An 18,154-nucleotide genomic window follows, 5' to 3' on the forward strand; every position below is an offset into this window, starting at 1 on the left:
CACCACCGCCCGCCCTCCCCCCACCGCTCGCCCTGCCTCACCACCGCCCGCCCTCCCTCCACCGCTCGCCTTGCCCCACCACCGCCCGCCCTACCTCCACCGCCCGCCTTGCCTCACCGCCCGCCCTACCTCCACCGCCCGCCTTGCCCCACCACTGCCCGCCCTACCTCCACCGCCCGCCTTGCCCCACCACTGCTCGCCTTGCCTCACCACCGCTCGCTTGCCCCACCACCGCCCGACGCGCTAACCGCCGCCGATCTTGTGCGGTTACGCCGTCCCAGCGACCGCAACCTCACAAGATCTCCGCCGCGTGGAGCCACCGACGGCGATCTTGTGCGGCTACGCCGCCAGATCGACCGCAAGCGCACAAGATCTGTGAGGGTCGCTGTCAAGCGGTTGCGGCACGGGGAGGCCGGCCGCCCCGGCGGCCGCCCAGCGCTCATCAATGCGGCAAATCTTGTGAGGTTCGGCCGTCATCTCGGCCCGAACCTCACAAGATCTGCCGCCGCCAGGAGGCGACGCCAGGGAGACGACGCCAGGGAGACGACGCTGGGGAGACGACGCTGGGGAGACGACGCCCGGGAGACGACGCCCGGGAGACGACGGCGGTGGTGGGGTGGGGTGGGGTTACAGGAAGCTGACGTTCTGGGCCAGGGACAGCGTGCTGGAGTAGTTGACCGTGTTGGTGGCCCGCCGCATGTAGGCGCGCCACGCGTCGGAGCCTGACTCGCGGCCTCCACCGGTTTCCTTCTCGCCTCCGAAAGCGCCACCGATCTCGGCGCCGGACGTGCCGATGTTGACGTTCGCGATGCCGCAGTCGGAGCCGTCGGCGGCCAGGAAGCGCTCGGCCTCCTGCTGGTCGCGGGTGAAGATCGACGACGACAATCCCTGCGGTACGTCGTTGTGCAGCGCCACCGCCTCGTCGAACGTGTCGTAGGTCAGGACGTAGAGGATCGGCGCGAACGTCTCCTCGCGGACGATCGCGGTCTGCTTGGGCATCCGCACGATCGCCGGCTCGACGTAGGCTCCACCGGCCGTCTCGACGCGACGGCCGCCGGCCACGATCTTGCCGCCCTCGGCCTGCGCGCGGTCCAGGGCGGCGGCCATGGCGTCCGCGGCGGCGTCGGTGATCAGGGGCCCGACCAGGGTGTTCTCGTCGAACGGGTCGCCGATGGGCAGCCTGCCGTAGACGGTCGCCAGGCGGTCCACGAGCTGGTCGGCCACGTCGCGGTGGGCGATCAGGCGGCGCAGGGTGGTGCAGCGCTGGCCCGCGGTTCCGGCGGCGGCGAACACGATGCCCTGCAGCGCCAGGTCCAGGTCGGCGGACGGGGCGACGACCGTGGCGTTGTTGCCGCCGAGTTCGAGCAGCACCCGGCCGAAGCGGGCGGCGACGCGGGGGGCGACCTCGCGGCCCATCCGGGTCGAGCCGGTGGCGCTGACCAGGGCGACGCGCGGGTCGTCGACCAGGAGCTCGCCGGCGGTCCGGTCGGCGAGCAGCAGGCGGTGCAGTTCGCGGGGTGCGCCGGTCTGCTCGATGGCGCGGTCGAGCAGGTGGCTCGCGGCGAGCGAGACGAGCGGGGTCAGCTCGCTCGGCTTCCACACCACGGCGTCGCCGCAGACCAGGGCGATCGCGGTGTTCCACGACCAGACGGCGGCCGGGAAGTTGAACGCGGAGATGACGCCGACGACACCGAGCGGGTGCCACGTCTCGGCGAGCCGGTGGCCGGGGCGCTCGGAGGCGATGGTGCGGCCGTAGAGCTGCCGGGACAGGCCGACCGCGAACTCACAGATGTCGATCATCTCCTGGACCTCGCCGAGGGCCTCGGAGCGGATCTTCCCGGCCTCGATGGTGATCAGGTCGGCCAGGTCGGACTTGTGGGTGCGCAGCAGTTCGCCGAGGGTGCGGACGAGTTCGCCGCGGGCCGGGGCCGGTGTCGTGCGCCAGATCCGGAACGCGTCTGTTGCCTCGCCGATCGCCTGCTCCACCTGCTCGGCGGTGGTGGCCCGCAGCCCGAACAGGTGCTCGCCGGTGATCGGCGAACGCGCCTGCAGGTCGTCGCCTTCGGGGATCGTGACGCCGATGCGCTCCAGGCTCGCGCGGGCGCGGTCTCGCAGCGCTTCGGTGGTCGGCAGGTTGCTCATGGCACGTCCTTCAGACTCGTCAGATTCAGGTTCGCGACGATCGCACCGACAGAAGCGGATTGCTCGTAGCCGTACAAAAGGAAGGGGTTGTGAATTTCTCTTCCGATCGCGCCGGAGAGCCAGGACTGGTCGTAGTCGACGCCCTGCTGCCCGGTGTCGCGGCTGCCCTCGCTGCTCAGGTTGGACTGGAAGATCCCGGCGGCGGATCGGGGCAGGAAGTCCTCGTAGACGATCGGCGTGGCGGTCACCCAGCCCTCGTCGACCAGGGCGGCGAGTGTGTCGGGCGGTGTTCCGGCCGGCAGTTCCAGGTTCAGCGCGTAGGAGAAATAGGCGAGGTCCTGCTCGCGCAACCCGCGTTCGGTCGCGGGCCATCCCTCCCGCCAGACTTCAACGGCGACTTCTGCTCTGGTACGTCCGGAGTCGCCCGGCAACCGCACATCGATCTCGGTGAGCAGCGCGTCGTAGCGTTCCCGCCCGGCCGGCGTCAGCGCCACGCCCCGCGCCTCGACCTCGCCGAACCGCACCCGCAGCGCCCCGGTGGTGACCGTCCCGTCGGGCTCACGCATGGCCCGCGGCTCGGCGAGCGCCCGGAACGACGTCTGCCGCAGCAGCACGTCCGGTCCCTCCCAGCGCGGCGGACCCTGGATGGTGTCGATCATCTCGATGCCGCGCTCGGTCATCCGCCGGTAGAGGTCGTCGATGTCCAGCACGCGCGGGGTCAGGTGGTTGATGTGCGTGCTGCGGACGCCACCGATGTCGGCGGCGACCGCGGACACGGCCTCGAGCTCCGCGTACCAGGCCCGGTCGACCGGCTCGGCAGACAGCTCGAACGCTCGCACGGCGAGCGCCAGGAACCGCTCGGCCTCGGCCTCGGGCAGTCCGAGCTCCTGCTCGGCGCGGTCGGCCAGCGCCAGCAGCTCGGGGCCGAACAGCTCCCGCCCGGCCAGGAACGTCTCCAGCCGCCCCCGCAGGTCGGGACTGAAGAACCGCTGGTCAGCGGGTGTGAGCATGGAGGTGAACACCCGGAACGGATTGAGCGCCAGTTCCTCGGCGTCGATCGGCCGGAACGCCGTGGAGATCACCGGGACCGCGCTGCGGGCCGCCTCACGCAGGTCGTAGAAGCCGACCGGGCGCATGCCGAGCGCGCCGAAGATCCGGGCCACCTGACTGAGCTCGGCGGGGGTGCCGACCCTGATGGCGCCGTGCCGCTCGGCGGTGATCCGCTCGATCGAGCCGAGGCGCTGGGCGGTCGCGCCCTCGCGTTCGACGACGTCGCGGTTGACCTCCTCGGAAACCTCGACGAGCGTGTTGTACGCGGGGACCTCGCGGCCGTACATGGCGGAGAGCCGCCGCGCGAATGCCGCTCGCAACTGCCACGGAAGAATCGTGGTCATCGGTCGTTCGCTCCTCAGACGATGTGCGTCTCGGGCCGGCCGGTCGCCCCGGCGGCGAATCGGTCGACGGTCAGCGGTGACACGTCCACGACCGGCTCCCTGTCCAGGTAGAGGTCGCGGATGACCTCACCGACGGCCGGCGCCTGCAGGAAGCCGTGCCCGGAGAAGCCGGTGGCGTACAGGAAGTTCGGCGTCGTCGCGGACCGGCCGATGATCGCGTTGTGGTCGGGGGTCACCTCGTAGAGCCCGGCCCAGCCGTCGCGCAGCCCGACGTCGAGCAGGCCCGGCGCGCGCCTGCCGATGGCCGCGCCGAGCCGGGGCAGCCATTCGTCGGAGTAGTCGAGGTGAAAGCCGGTCTCCTGCTCGGGGTCGGACATGCCCATCAGCAGACCACGGCCCTCCCGGTGGAAGTAGTAGGTGGAGGAGAAGTCGATGGTGAACGGCACGACCTCGGCCAGGCCGGGCATCGGCTCGGTGAAGATGATCTGCCGGCGCAGCGGGGTGACCGGCAGCGTCGTACCGGCCATCTCGCCGACTGCCGCCGACCAGGCGCCGGCCGCGCAGATCACGGTGCCGGCGGTGATGTCGCCACGGTCGGTGCGCACGGTTCGCACCAGGTCACCTTTTTTCTCCATCCCCGTCACGGTGACCCCGGTGAACAGCGTGGCGCCGTGCCGGCGCGCACCTGTGGCGTAGCCGAGCACCACCGACTCCGGGGTGCAGTGACCGTCGTCCGGCGACCAGGCCGCGGCCAGCAGGCCGTCCGTCTCGATCAGCGGTGACAGCTTCTTCGCCTCAGCCACGCTGATGACGCGGCTGTCGACGCCCATCTCGTTCTGCAGCGCCACATCGCGCTCGAACGACGCCACGTCCTCGGGCGTCGACAGCAGGAACAGGTAACCGACCCGGTGCAGGTCGATCTCCTGGCCGGGCCGCTCGCCGAACCGGGCGAACGCCTCCAGACTGCGGGCACCGAGCTCGATGTTGATCCGGTCGGAGAACTGGGCCCGGACGCCACCGGCGGCCTTGCAGGTGGAGCCGGTGCCGAGCTCGTCACGTTCCAGGAGGACGACGTCACGTACGCCGGCCTCGGCCAGATGAAAGGCGATGCTGGTGCCCATCGCGCCGCCGCCGATGACGACGACCTCGGCGGTCGATGGCAGGTCTCTGCGCATGACCCATCATCAGCCGGTGGTTTCGTTGACGTCCATTGCTGATTTGTCGGCGAGACGATTTAGATTCTCTAAATGGACTGGTCGAGCGTGCAGCTGCGATCACTGGTCGAACTGCGCCGCCGCGGCACCGTCACCGCGGTCGCCTCGGCCCTCGGTTACACGCCCGGCGCGGTCTCCCAGCAGCTCGGCGCGCTCGAACGGTCGGCCGGGGTGCCGCTGCTGCGCCGCGTCGGGAGGCGCGTCGAGCTGACCGACGCCGGGCTGGCCCTGGCCGGGCACGCCCAGCGGATCCTCGACATCGAGGCGGCCGCCACCGCCGAACTCGAGCACAGCGCCGGCCGGATCGCCGGGGAACTGCAGATGGCGCTGTTCGCCACGGCGGTCGCCGAGATCCTGCCGGCCATGCTCGCACGGGTGGGTGAGACCCACCCGGACCTGGTCGTCCGCAGCCGTGAACTGGTCGTCGACGACGTGTACGACGCGGTGGCCTCGGGGGTGGTCGATCTGGCGGTCGGGCTCGAGTACCCGGACGTCCCGATCCGGCGTGATCCGTCGCTGCGGGTGGTGCTGCTCTACCGGGAGCGGTTCTCGCTGGCCGTACCGGCCGGGTCCCTGCCGTGGGACGGGCCGGTCAGCCTGGCCCGCACCGGCCCGCCGCTCGGCTGGATCCTGCCGCCGGAGGACACGCACTACGGGCTCGCCATCCGGACCGTCTGCCGCCGGGCCGGGATCGAGCCGGAGCTGCGCCACGAGGTCGTCGACACGGCGGTGTCGCTGGCGCTGGTCGAGGCCGGGATCGGGATCAGCACGGTGACCGATCTGATGCTGCGACTGCGGCCGTCCCGCTTCGATGTGCTGCCGCTGGTCGAGAGGTTCGAGCGGCACATCGTGGCCGTCGTGCGGGCTTCGGCCGAGCACCGGCCCAACGTGGCGGCCGTGGTGGAGGTGCTTCGTGATCTGGCCCGGGACTGACTCTTCCCCCGGGTTTGACCTTCACCCCGGGTGAAGGTCGAGACTTCTCGGGTGGACGGAATCCTTCCGATCAGCGCGTTCTCGCGGGCGACGCTGATCTCGGCGAACACGCTGCGCGCCTACCACGAGTCGGGCCTGCTGGAGCCCGCCGTGGTCGACCCGCGCACCGGCTACCGCGGCTACCGGGCCGCCCAGTTCGGTGACGCCGCGGTCATCCGGGACCTGCGGGCCCTCGATGTGCCGCTCGCGGCCATCCGTGAGGTCCTGGCGGCACGCGATCCGGCGGTGACCCGGCGCGTGCTGGCCGAGCACCAGGAGCGGATGCGGGCCCACCAGGCCCGGATCGAGAACGCTCTGCGGGTCACCGCCGAGCTGCTCGCCGAGCCCGCGGCGGTCACCCCGGCCGCGGTCACCGAGCGCGAGCTCCCACCGGTCACCGCGTACGCCGTCACCGGGTCGGTTCGTGAGGAGGGGTTCGGCCGGTTCCTGGAACAGGCGTATCTGGCTCTCGAAACGGAGATGAACGGCACCGATCCCGACGGGCCGTACGGCGCCCTGTTCCCCTCCGAATACCTCGACGAGCCCGCGCCGGTCACCGCCTACATCCCGGCCGTCGGCGGACCCGCTCGACTGCCCGGCGGCCGGTTCGCCGTCGCCGAGTTCACCGGACCGTATCCGGAGATGTCCGCCGGATACCGCGCTCTCGGCGCCTGGCTGGCCGGGACGAGCCACACCATCGCCGGGCCGGTGCGCGAACGCTACCTGATCGGCCCCGGCGACGGCGTGCCCGAGACCGGCTACCGCACCGAGATCTGCTGGCCCCTGCAACTGCTGGAGGAAGAATGCTGACCCTGGAACACATCACCTTCGACTGCGCCGACGCGGCAGAGCTCGCGGGCTTCTGGTCGAGGGCCCTCGGGATGCCGGTCGACGATGGGGCCAGTGTGCACGTCGCGACGATCGGCGCCGCGTCACCCGGGCCGACGTTCATGTTCCTCGCCGTCGACGAGAGCAAGAGCGCCAAGAACCGCTGTCACCTCGACCTGACCGCCGACGACCGGGCCGCGGAGGTGAAACGCCTGGTCGAGCTGGGCGCGACATACCTGTCCGAGCACGACGAGTGGGGCCACCAGTGGATCGTTCTGCGGGACCCGTCCGGCAACGAGTTCTGCGTCGCCTGATCGGGTGGGAGGCCCGCGGCTGACGGCCCGCCCGCCGGCGGAGTGCTTCAGCGCTGGTGAGCAACATGTCCACAGGGGACGCGCCGCCCCGCACCGGCGGCGCGACCAGGTCACTGACGATCGGCATCATCGGCGCGATCGCGGGTGTGGCCGTCATCGCCGCCGCGTTCGGCGTCGACCAGGAGAACACCGGGTGGGTCGTCCTCGTGGCCGCGGGCTCGGTGCTGCTCTTCCTCGGGTTCTTCGCCGCCAATGCCGGGCTTCAACGGTTGCGGGCGCGCCGAGCCGCGGTACGCACCGGGCCGCACGACTGGGCCGGTGTGGTCGCCGTGGCGCCGACGTTCCTGGTGCTGCGGCTGTTCGCGGTCAACGAGCTGGGCTCCCACGTCTACTCGGTGGGCAGCCGCCATGTGCGGACCCTCCGCTGGACCGAGACGAGCAAGGCGATCGGCATGCCCGTCGAGGTCCGGGGCCGGGCAAGGCCGGGCTTGACGATCGAGGGCGAGGACGACGAGCCGGTCACCCGCTGGCCAGCCGTTGGCCGCGTTGGATCACCTCGTCGCACGAGCATGCCGCCCCTCCCGGTTGCGTGGTGATCTGCGGTGCGCAACCACACGCAGATCACCACGCAACCGAAGCCACCGCCCGCGTGGCACCTCCGCTGAGCTGATCGCCGGGCAGTGGCGGGCGCACGTTCCCAGTTCCGCCTCGACTCGACCGATCGCCGGGCAGCGGTCAGCGCACGCTTCCCCGTTCCGCCTCGACTCGGCAGCTTTCGCAGTTGTGGTTTCCGGCCCGTCAGCCGCATCCGTCTGAGCCGTGGTGGCGCTCGGTCGGCTGATGGCCTGGCGTTACCGTCGTGGGCTGCGGGGCCGTGGGGCCGGTTACCGCCGCGGCCCGGTGCTGGACGATCAACTACGGCCGTTTTCGGAGCCGGGCTCCGGGATATCGCTGCTTCCGGCCCGGTAAAGGGTTCCCCGGGCACGGCTGGGCGATCAGGCGGCCCGGGAAGGGTTCGCCGGCCACGGCTCGGCGATCAAGCGGCCCGGGAAGGGTTCGCCGGCCACGGCTGGGCGATCAAGCGGCCCGGGAAGGGTTCACGGCCACGGCTGGGCGATCAAGCGGCCCGGGACAGGGCTGTTCCCACCAGCCCCACACAGACCCTGACCGTAAAAGGTGTCTAGAGAGAGCTTTCGCGGTCGAGGTCCAGCTCGCCAGCCCCCTCTCAGCCCTCGAATCCAGGTGCCATGACGTGGCTTGGCTACGGCTGGGGCACACACCCAGGCTTCGCGTGTGCTCCTGACGTCGTCGGCAACAACGGTGAGGTCCCACGTCGCGGGTCCGTGGACGCCTGCCGCCGCCATCGCGGCGGCAGGATCGCGCGCAACGGCTACGTGTGATCCCACCGCCGCACCACCAGCCCTCCACGGCGGCGCTCTCCGGAGCACCGGATCAGGCCGCGCTCTTCAAGCCGGTCAAGCGATCCCGCTGCCCTCCGTTGCCGACCGGCTTCCACGGCCGAGCTACGGCTGGCGGGCCGCACCCTGACCGTAAAAGGTGTCTAGAGAGCTTTCGCCGTCGGGGTTCCCGGCCCGTCAGCCGCATCCGTCTGAGCCGTGATGGCGCTCGGTCGGCTGACGGCCTGGCGTCACCGCCGTGGGCCCGGGGTCGCGGGGTCGGTTACCGCCGCGATCCGGTGCTGGACGATCAACTAGGGCCGTTTTCGGAGCCGGGCTCCGGGATATCGCTGCCTCCGGCCCGGTAAAGGATTCGCCGCCCACGGCTGGGCGATCAGGCGGCCTGGGGAAGGGTTCACCGGCCACGGCTGGGCGATCAACAGCCCGGGGAAGGGTTCGCCGACCACGGCTGGGCGATCAAGCGGCCCCGGGAAGGGGTCGCCGACCACGGCTGGGCGATCAAGCGGCCCCGGGAAGGGGTCGCCGACCACGGCTGAGCGACCAACAGCCCGGGGAAGGGTTCGCCGACCACGGCTGGGCGACCAACAGCCCGGGGAAGGGTTCGCCGACCACGGCTGAGCGATCAAGCGGTCCGGGGAAGGGGTCGCCGACCACGGCTGGGCGATCAAGCGGCCCGGGACAGGACTGTCCCCACCAGCCCCAACCAGACCCTGACCGTAAAAGGTGTCTAGCGGCCGGACCAGCGGCGGGCATGACGGCCGCGGTGGGTGGTGGCCAGGAGAAGGAGGGCGACTCCCGTACCGATCAGGAGGAAACCCGCGCCCAGGAGCACGCTGTGGTCACCGCCGGTGATGGGGTTCTCGCCCGGGCCCGGGTCGGCGGCCCGGGTCGGTGTCACCGTCGGGGACGGGCTCACGGCCGGGCTGCGTGACGGGGCCGCCGGACGTGACGGTGAGCGGGTGGGCGGCCGTCTGGTGGGCGACGCCGACGGCGACCGGCCGGGTGACGGCGAGAGGGACGGTGAGCGGCTCGGCGACGGTGCCACGGACCGGGACGGGCTGGGCGTGGCGGAGGCGGATGCGGAGGCGGAGGCGGACCGCGAAACGGACGGTGTCGGCGACGGGGTCGGCGGGTCGATCGAGGCCGGTGCGTCCGCCTGGACGCCGCCGGGGCTGCTCGGGGTGGTGGCGTTGGCGTGGACGATGAAGGTGATCTTCCCGGCGGCGATGTCGGCGGCCGACAGGTGGTAGGGGTCGGACACGCAGGTCATGCTCTCGCCGGGGGCCAGTGTCGTCTTCGGGCAGGTCACGCCTACCGGCAGGCCGCTCAGCACCAGGTTGTACAGGGTCACGTTGCCGCTGTTGACCACCTCGATCGTGGACGTGACATCGTCGGCGGGGCTAAGGGTGCCGTCGCCGTCGGTGTCGGCCCAGGACGCCTCCTGGGCGGCTTCGACGGCGGGGGCGGGTGGTTCGACCGGGGTGTCGACCTGCGCCGGGCCGGACTGGTGAGGGATGGTCGCCCCGGGTTCGAGGCCGCTCACCGTGGCCGTCGTGGTGATGAGCCGGTCGTTGTCGACGTCGTCCTGGGTGACGTAGTAGAGGGTGGTGGCGATGCAGAGCATCGACTCGTACACGGCCAGGGTGGCCCGCGGGCACGGGACCGGACCGGTCCGGTCGTCGACGAGCGCTACTCCGGACATCGTCACGTTGCCGTTGTTGACGACCGTGTAGTGGTAACGGATGCCGTCGCCGGCCGCGGGACGTGGATCGGCGGCGGCCGCCACGCGGACCTGTTTGCGCTCGATGACGGCGGCGATGGCGATGTCCAGGCGGCCGTGCCCGGCGACCAGCCGGATCGTCGCCGCGTCCTCGTCGTATGCGGTGTCGGTGGCCGCTCCGGGCCGGCGACCGGTGACCGTCGCCGGTTCGCGGATCGCCCGGTCCGCGTCGACGTCGGCCTGGGTGACCCGGTAGGTGCGGCCGCCCGTGCAGTTCATCGACGCGCCCGGCGCCAGGGAGGTGGCGGCGCAGGTCGCCGCGCCGACCAGGGCGTCGTTGACCGCGATGCCTCCGACCAGCACGTCACCGTCATTGGTGACGGTGTATCGATAGCTGACGGTGTCGCCGGCGCGGGCGGCGAGCTGGTGTGCGGCCGGTGCCACGGTCGCCGTCACGGACAGGTCGAGCGAGTCCGCCGGGGTGGCCATCTGCTCGGTGGCGGCGGCCGGCCCGAACGTCAGGTCGACCAGGGTGCCGAACGCCCGGGCGGTCACCGAGACGGTCTCGATGATGGGCTGGCTCGACTCCACGTCCGGCTGGGTGACCCGGTACGAGGTTCCGGACGTACAGGTGGTGGAGGCGCCGACGGCCAGGACGGTGACGGAACAGGAGGCGGTACCGGTCCGGGTCGCGGTCACGAGGATGTCGGTCATCGTCCGGTTGCCGGTGTTGCGGACGGTGAAGCGGTACGCGACGGTGTCGTTCAGGACCAGCTGGTCGTGGTGGCCGGCCGGGGTCACCGCGGCGGCGGCCGTGATGGTCAGCGCGGGCGCGGCGGAGACCACCGGGAAGTCGGCCTGCTGGGTGGCCAGGGTGCCGCTGGGCGCGCCGGGGGTGCTGCCGGCGACCGTGACCGTGGTGGCGACGGGCACGTTCCCGTCGACGTCGGCCGCGGTGACCGTGTACGGCGAGGTGCTGAGGCAGGTCATGGTGGCGCCCGGGGTCAGTGTCGTGCCGGGGCAGGTCGCCGTACCGGATCGTGGGTCACTGACGCCGATGCCGGTAATCGTCTGGTTGCCGGTGTTCCGCAGCGTCGTGCGGTAGCGGACCGTGTCGCCGGTCTCGGCGGCGGACTGGTTGGCGGCCGGGCTGATCACCGCGGTGACCGCCGCGGTCAGGGCCGGGGCTCCGGCGGCGACGGGGACCGATCTGGTGGCCGGGCCGTACGAGTGCGGGACCGGGTCGTTGACCTGCCGTCCGAGCAGGAAGGCCTCGGAGACGATCGGCTGCCCGCTGTCGATGTGGGCCTGGGTCACCGGATAGGAACCGCCGGGGCAGGTAGCCGAAGCGGCCGGCGCCAGCGTTAGCCCCGTGCAGGTCACGGTGCCGATCAGCGAGTCGTCGACGGAGAAGTTGTCCATCGTGACGTTGCCGGTGTTGGTCACCGTGTACGAGTAGACGATCGTGTTGCCCTCGGCGACGGCGGTGGGGTCGCCCGGAGCCGGCACGGTGACCGCGGTGCTGATGGTCGCCCTCGGCGCGGCCGCCGCGACGGCGGCGCTCGCGTTGCGCGGCCCGAAGTTCAGTGCGGTCGTGGTGTTCCTGCGCTGGGCGACGGCCTGCGAGGTGTCGATGACCGGCTGACCGGAGTCGATGCGCGCCTGCGAGATGACGACGGCGACCCCGCCGGCGCACCGCGCGATGCCGCCCGGCGCGAGCGTGATGAAGTCGCAGGTGGCGGTACCGGCCGCGGTGCCGCTCACCACCAGGCTCTCCATCGTCACGTTGCCGATGTTCTCGACGATGTAGTCGAACTTCGCCGTCTTGCCGACGGTGTTGCCGTCGGGCGTCGTGGCGATGGCGTCCAGTTGCAGCAGCGGGTTGGCCGGTGCGACCGGCACCGTGGCGGGGAAGGTTCCGTATGGCACGGGGGCACCGTCGGTCGGACTCTGGGCGATCACCGCGATGTTGGCGGTGATCGGCCCGCCGCTGTCCAGGTCGTTCTGGGTCACGGTGTACGCGGCGCCCGTGGTGCAGGTCATCGACGCGTTCACGGCCAGCGAGGTCTGCGGGCAGGAGACCGCGCCGGTCAGCGGGTCCGACAGGCTGATCGCATTCATCGTGACGGAGCCGTTGTTGGTGACGACGAGGGTGTGCGTGATGGTGTTGTTCAGGGCCGCGGCGTACCGGTTGCCCGCCGGATTCACCGCCGACGTGATGCTGACGTTGAGTGCGGCCACACCGCGGGCGAGCGCGACAGTGTCCGAGCCGGTGGCGTAGACGCCGGAGGCTCCGGCACCCGGCGCGCGGGCGGTCAGGGTGGCGCTGTCCGTGATGGATGCCGCGCCGTTGTCGATCTCGAGCTGGGTGACCGTGCGGTCGCCGACGCTGTCACAGGTCATCGACATGCCGACGGCCAGCGAAGAGGCCGGGCAGTTGCCGCCACCGGCGAGGGTGTCGGCCACGGCGATCGAGCTCATCGTGACGTTGCCGGTGTTGCTGATGGCGTACCGGTAGGTGATCCGGTCACCGGCCTGCGCCCGGTTCTGCCGGGCGGCCGGGTCGACGACCGCGGTGACCAGCATGGTCAGCGCGGGCACGGCCGGGGCGACGTTGACGGTCACGGTGAACGGCCCGAAGGACGGTTGACCTCCGCCGGGTGTGCTGCCGGTGGCCGTCGCGCTCGCGGTGATCGGCTGGCCGGCGTCGATCCGGGTCTGGGTCACCGTCAGCGGGACGGCGCTGGTGCAGACCATCGACGCGCCGACGGCCAGTGACGAGGCCGGGCAGTTGACCGTGCCGGCCACCGGGTCGGTGAGGGAGATGCCCGTCATGGTGACGTTGCCGTCGTTGACGACCGTATAGCTGTAACTGATCGTGTCCCCGACCCGGACCGCGCTCTGATGCGACGCCGGGGACACGGTGGCGGCCGCCGTGACGGACAGCGAGGCCGAGGCGGTGGCGACGGGCACCGTGACGCTGGCTGTCCCGTACAGCGCATTGGTGTTGATCGCGGGCGCACGCCCGGACACCGACGCGGTGGCCACGACACCTGCCCCGGCATCGACGTCGCCCTGGGTGACGGTGTACGACGTGGTGGCCGTGCAGGTGGCGGTCGCGCCGGCGCCGAGCACCGTAGTCGGGCAGGTGGCCGGGCCGAGGCGGGTGTCGACGACGCCGATGTTGGACATCGTGACGTTGCCGTTGTTGGTGACCGTGTAGGCGTAGGCGATCGTGTCCCCGGCCCGCACCGCGTTCTGCCTGGCGATCGGGGTGACCGTGGGAACGACGGCGACGGCCAGCGCCGGTGCGGGGACGGCGACCGGGACCGCGGCGGTGAACGGCCCGTACGAGGAGGTGGTGGCGCCCGGCGCGCGGCCCGAGACGGTCGCGGTGTCGACGACCGGGGTGCCGGTGTCCAGGTCGGCCTGGGTGACCGTGTACGGCGAGACGCTGGTGCAGGTCATCGTGGCGTTCACGGCGAGCGTGGCGGCAGGACAGCTGGCGGTGCCCACCTTCGTGCCGGTGACGGTGATCGACGACATCGTCACGTTGCCGTTGTTCGTCACCGCGTACGAATAGTCGATCGTGTCGTTGCGGGCGGCCGCGCTCTGCCGGGCCGGTGGTGTCACGCTCGCCGTGACCACGGCGGTCAGCGAGGGTGCCGCCGCGGCCACCCCGACGGGCGTGGAGAACGGCCCGAACGTCCGGGTCGTGTTCGATCCGGTGAGCCGCCCCGAGAGGGTCGCCGCGTTGCGGAACGGCACACCGTCGTCGACGTCGCTCTGGGTCACCGTGTACGGGGTGCCGCTGGTGCAGACCATCGACGCGCCGACACCGAGCCGGGTGCCGGGGCAGTTCGCCGGGCCACCGCGGGTGTCGGTGACCGCGACCTGTTCGAGTGCCGCGTTGCCGTCGTTGGTCACCGTGTACGTGTAGGTGACCGCGTCGCCGGTCTGGGCCGCGCCGGTGTGCCCGGCGGGGTTCACCGCCGCCGCCACGGTGGCCTTGAGCGACGCGGTGCCGGTCGCCAGCGGCACGGTCACGGGTGCCGGGCCGAAGGTGACGGCGGCGGCTCCGCCGGGTGGGCGGGCGGTCGCCGTGGCGTTGTTGTACACCGGCTGCTGGGCGTCGAAGTCGGTCTGGGTGATCGTGTACGGGACGGTGCTGGTGCACACCATCTGCGCGGCGGGCGCCAGCGTCGTGCCCGGGCAGTCGGCGACGCCGGTCAGCGCGTCGCGCACGACGAGCTGGTTCATCGTCACGTTGCCGTCGTTGACGACGGTGAACCGGTAGGTGACCTGGTCTCCGGCCAGGGCGGCGGTCTGGCGGCTGGCCGGTGAGACGGTCATCGCGGCGGTGATCTTCAGTGAGGCGTTGGCCGGGGTGATGGTGACGGCGGTCCGCGCCGTGTCGTTGGCCGCGACCGGGTCGGTGCTGTCGGCGGTGAGCACCCGGACCACGTTGTCCGGGTTGCCGGCGAGGTGCGCGGTGCCGGTCAGGGTGAGGGTCGCGCTGCCGCCGGCGGCGACCACCGGGAGGGACCACCGGCCGGTGTCGGCGTCGTAGCTGCCGGAACCGGACCCGGCGCTGATCAGCAGACCGGTCTGCGGCTGCACCTGGACCACGACCTTGCGCGCGTCGGAGGGTCCGCTGTTGGCGATGCCGACGGTGAACTGGACCGGGTCGCTGGCGATCACCTGCGGTGTGCTGGTGGTCTGGCTCAGCGCCAGGTCGGCGATGTGGTCGACGGCAGCCGTGGTGGTCGCGCTGTCGTTGGCGGCCGAGGGGTCCGGTGAGGTCGAGGAGACGGTGACGGTACGCGCGAACGAGCTGCCCACATATCCCGGCTGCAGCACCGAGTCAAAGGTGATCTGCCAGGTGTCCGAGGCGTACATCAGTGCCCGGGTGCAGATGAACACACCGCCGTCCGGGGCGACGCCGTCGGGGTTGACGGTGCCCTGGAAGGCGCAGGAACCGGTGTTCGTGGAGGCGGTCGGCACCGTCTGCCCGGCCGGGACGGGCCGCTGCACGAGGATGCCCTCGGCGCGGGTGGGCCCGGCGTTGGTGACCGTCACGACGCTGCGGGCCCGCTCGCCGGGAACCAGGTTGCCGCCCGGCCGGTCGGGGTTCGTCAGGTTCTGCGTGACCGACAGGTCGCCGCTGAGCAGCACCGTGAAGTTCTGGACGTTCTTGTTGTTGCCGGGTACGGGGTCGGTGCTGGACGTGATGACGGTGACGGTCGTGGAGCCGGGGCCGGCCTGCGCGTCGGGTTCGAGGACGACGCTGCCGGTGATCGGAACGGTGCTCTGCCCGGGCAGCAGCGGAATGGTGCAGGCGGTCGGGGTGCAGTAGGCGGCGAACGGGCCGCTCGTGTCGCGGACGATGCGCATGCCCGGCGGCAGCACCGGCACGAAGCTGACGTTCTGCGCCACGTTCCCGGGCAGGTCCGGGCTGTTGTTCTTGACGGTCAGCGTGTAGGTGATGGTCTCTCCCACGTAGGCCGTGTACTTGCTCAACGCGATGTCGATGCTGACGTCGGCGCTGGTCGCACTCGTACCCGTGACGGTGGCGACGTTGTTGTTGACGTCCGGGTCCGGGGTGTCGGACTTGAGGGACACGGCGTTGGTCACCTGACCGCCGAGTGTCATGGTGATGGTGGCCGTGGCGGTCGCCCCGGCGGCCAGCGTGGCCAGGGAGCACTCGATGGTGCCGGTCGTGGTGTTGACACAGGTTCCGCCGGGCAGCGACCCGGACGCGTTGGTGGAGCCTCGCGGGATCGGATCGGACAGCACGATGTTGCGTGCGGTCGAGGGCCCGTTGTTCTTCAGCGTCACCGTGTAGGTGATCGTGTCTCCGGTGGTCAGGTTCGCAGGTGAGTAGGTCATACCGACCTCGAGGTCGGCACTCGCCGTGACGGGCGTACTCACCGACGCGGTGTTGTCCGACTGTCTCGGCTCGAAGGTCGTGCTCGTGATCGAGGCGCCGAGGGTGTATGCGGTGCCCGGCGTGGCACCCGACGGCACGTTGCCGGTGATGGTCATCGTCCGGTTGGCGGCGGCCGCGATGCTCGCGTAGGTGCACTCGGCCTTCGTGCCGGTGACCGTGCAGGTGCCGCCGGTCGAGGTGGCGGTGACCCCGGTCAGCCCGGACGGCACGGTGCCGGTCAGGACCACGCTGGTGGCGGTGCTCGGTCCGGCGTTCGCCCCGGTGACCGTGTAGGTGACCGGCCGGCCGGCGACCACCGCCGAGCTGTTCAGGGCCGCGGTGACCGACAGGTCGGCGGCCGGGTTGACCGTGATGCCCACGGTGTTCGACGTCGAGGTGGGCGAGGTGTTGGTGACGATCTCGGTGTAGCCGGCGTTCGCGTCGTTGTTGAGCGTCGTGCCGGCCAGTGTCGAGTCGACGGTGACCTGGTAGGACATCGTCTGCGACTCGCCGGGCGCCAGCGTGCCGCCGCTCGCTGCGGTCGCGCCGGTACCCACCCGCAGGTTCAGCCTCCGGCTGCCGCTCACGTACTCGCCGGCGTCGTCGCCGGTCGTGTCCGTCGGCTTGGTCGTGGTCCCGCCCCTCACCGACCTCAGCGATCCGGGAACGTACGTGGTACCGGTCGGCAGGGTGTCGGTGATGCTGGACAGGGTGGCCGGGCTGCCGCCGTCGTTGCGGGCCGTGACCGTGTACGTGAGTGTGTCGCCGATGTTCGCGGTCGAGCTGCCGGACGCGTTGGCGACGGTCGTGGTGGTGGTCAGGCAGGCGGCCGAGCCGAAGGAGACGGCGTCGAGGAAGTTGCCGATGCTCGGGTCGGGGCTGGCCGAGGAGACCGACTTGAACGCGAACCGGGTCTTCGTCTGCCCTGCCGGAACCGTGTAGGTGCCGGTGTAGCTGCCCCAGGCGGTCTTCGGGTCGGAGATGTTGGCGCCCTGCTGCGCCAGCGTGCCGGTCGGCGGGCCGATGACGACGGCCATGGTGTCGGTGCCGGTCCGTCCGCGGTGGTTGAGCTGCCATCGCAGGATCTGGCCCGGCGTGGTGTTGAGGTCCTGGTAGAGCGTCGACACCATGTTCGCGTTGAGCTCGGCGTGCTGGCTGCCGGACGCCGGGCTGACGTTGGAGAAGCCGCGCCACAGCTCGATCATCGAGTCGGTGGCCGTCGTGAGCCAGCCCGGGACCAGCGTCTCCAGCATGATCGAGACCGTGTTCACGGCGATCACGGGTTGTTCGAAGTCACCGTTGGTGAGCGACACAGCCGTGGGGCAGATGGTCTGCGCAGCCACGGCGGGCACCGAGCGGAACGGCAGCACCAGCGCCACCGTCAAGATCATCACGAATGCGGCGACCGCCATGCCGACACGCCCGATGAGGCCGGGCAAGGTCCATGTCCCCACCTAGCGCACGCTAACGGGCTTGATCATGATGAAACCGAAAAATACTCAAATCAGGGTGGAGTACGGGTGCCGCCGTCGAGACGGCACCCGCCGGGACTCACTTCGCGAAAGCCCTGACCTCCAGCAATCCCACCGAACTGGTACCCGAAGCGGTCAGCGCGACACGCAGGCGAGTGGTGGTCAACGGGGTGAAGGTGACCGTGTTGTAGGCGTCGGCGGCCCGGGGGTAGCCGTCGGCGCCAGGGACGTCGGCGTAGGCGCTCCCGGTCCAGTACTGCAGCTTCCAGGACGCGGGCACGCGCACCCCGCCGCCGTCGTCGAACAGGTACACCTGGGCACGACCCACCGTGACAGCGGACGGCCACTGCAACTCGGCCCACTGACTGCCCGCGTTCGGCCAGGTCCCCCACCGCGGGTTGACGGTGTCGCTGGACGATCCGGGCTCGAGTCCGTCGTTGATCGCCGCGATCGACTCCCAGGGCGAGGTGTAGGAAGCCGACGCGGTGGCCGTACCCGCAAGGTTGTCCGAAGTTGAAGGTGAGGCCGTGGGTGTGGGGGACGCCGACGGGGCGGGAGTGGCAGGCGTCGAGTCGAGGGCCAGGTCAGCGCTGGCGAAGGCGCTGACGGCCGGGTTGACGTCGGTCTCACCGGCCGCGCCGTCACACCTGCGATCGGGGTTGAACAGCAGGTAGGTGCCGGCCGAGCAGGCGAAGGCGATCTCGGCGTCGCCGCCGACCACGATGTTGCCGGACAGGTTGGCGCCGCCCTG

General features: G+C 71.2%; 9 protein-coding genes. 4 read left to right on the forward strand and 5 right to left on the reverse strand.

The window, feature by feature from the left end; genetic code table 11:
- Positions 1 to 627 precede the first annotated feature (627 nt).
- The 3 genes from amaB to CLV67_RS50610 are packed head-to-tail and all read right to left on the reverse strand — an operon-like array spanning position 628 to position 4,711.
- Entirely contained in the window at positions 628 to 2,142 is a 1,515-nt protein-coding gene (gene amaB / locus CLV67_RS50600) for an L-piperidine-6-carboxylate dehydrogenase (protein WP_106331173.1), read from the reverse strand.
- Positions 2,139 to 3,536, reverse strand: a complete 1,398-nt coding sequence (hglS, locus tag CLV67_RS50605) for a 2-oxoadipate dioxygenase/decarboxylase (RefSeq protein WP_106331174.1) — start codon at positions 3,534 to 3,536, stop codon at positions 2,139 to 2,141. The genes amaB and hglS overlap by 4 nt, the downstream gene beginning before the upstream one ends.
- A 14-nt stretch (positions 3,537 to 3,550) precedes the next feature.
- A complete protein-coding gene (locus CLV67_RS50610) occupies positions 3,551 to 4,711 on the reverse strand; it encodes an NAD(P)/FAD-dependent oxidoreductase (protein ID WP_203737121.1) in 1,161 nt (386 codons plus the stop codon).
- 72 nt (positions 4,712 to 4,783) lie between these two features.
- Between CLV67_RS50610 and CLV67_RS50615 the strand changes: the two genes are divergently transcribed.
- From CLV67_RS50615 to CLV67_RS50630, 4 genes are all read left to right on the forward strand, one after another.
- Positions 4,784 to 5,683 carry a LysR family transcriptional regulator gene (locus tag CLV67_RS50615; protein WP_106331175.1) on the forward strand — a complete coding sequence of 300 codons (900 nt, stop codon included), beginning with the start codon at positions 4,784 to 4,786 and terminating at the stop codon, positions 5,681 to 5,683.
- 51 nt (positions 5,684 to 5,734) lie between these two features.
- Complete coding sequence (locus CLV67_RS50620; RefSeq protein WP_106331176.1) at positions 5,735 to 6,532, forward strand: MerR family transcriptional regulator; 798 nt, start codon at positions 5,735 to 5,737, stop codon at positions 6,530 to 6,532.
- Positions 6,526 to 6,864, forward strand: a complete 339-nt coding sequence (locus tag CLV67_RS50625) for a VOC family protein (RefSeq protein ID WP_106331177.1) — start codon at positions 6,526 to 6,528, stop codon at positions 6,862 to 6,864. The genes CLV67_RS50620 and CLV67_RS50625 overlap by 7 nt, the downstream gene beginning before the upstream one ends.
- Positions 6,865 to 6,929: 65 nt before the next feature.
- Entirely contained in the window at positions 6,930 to 7,460 is a 531-nt protein-coding gene (locus CLV67_RS50630; RefSeq protein WP_106331178.1) for a hypothetical protein, read from the forward strand.
- Positions 7,461 to 9,009: 1,549 nt separating this feature from the next.
- On the opposite strand, the gene CLV67_RS50635 is transcribed toward CLV67_RS50630, so the two are convergent.
- Both CLV67_RS50635 and CLV67_RS50640 read right to left on the reverse strand, forming a co-directional pair.
- The gene (locus CLV67_RS50635) at positions 9,010 to 17,385 is read right to left on the reverse strand and encodes a DUF7507 domain-containing protein (RefSeq protein ID WP_146169663.1); all 8,376 of its coding nucleotides are present in this window, start codon (positions 17,383 to 17,385) and stop codon (positions 9,010 to 9,012) included.
- 97 nt (positions 17,386 to 17,482) lie between these two features.
- A partial coding sequence (locus CLV67_RS50640) for a DUF7402 domain-containing protein (RefSeq protein WP_428839503.1) occupies positions 17,483 to 18,154 on the reverse strand: 672 nt, incomplete at its 5' end.

This window comes from Actinoplanes italicus (assembly GCF_003001815.1).
Lineage (GTDB): Bacteria > Actinomycetota > Actinomycetes > Mycobacteriales > Micromonosporaceae > Actinoplanes > Actinoplanes italicus.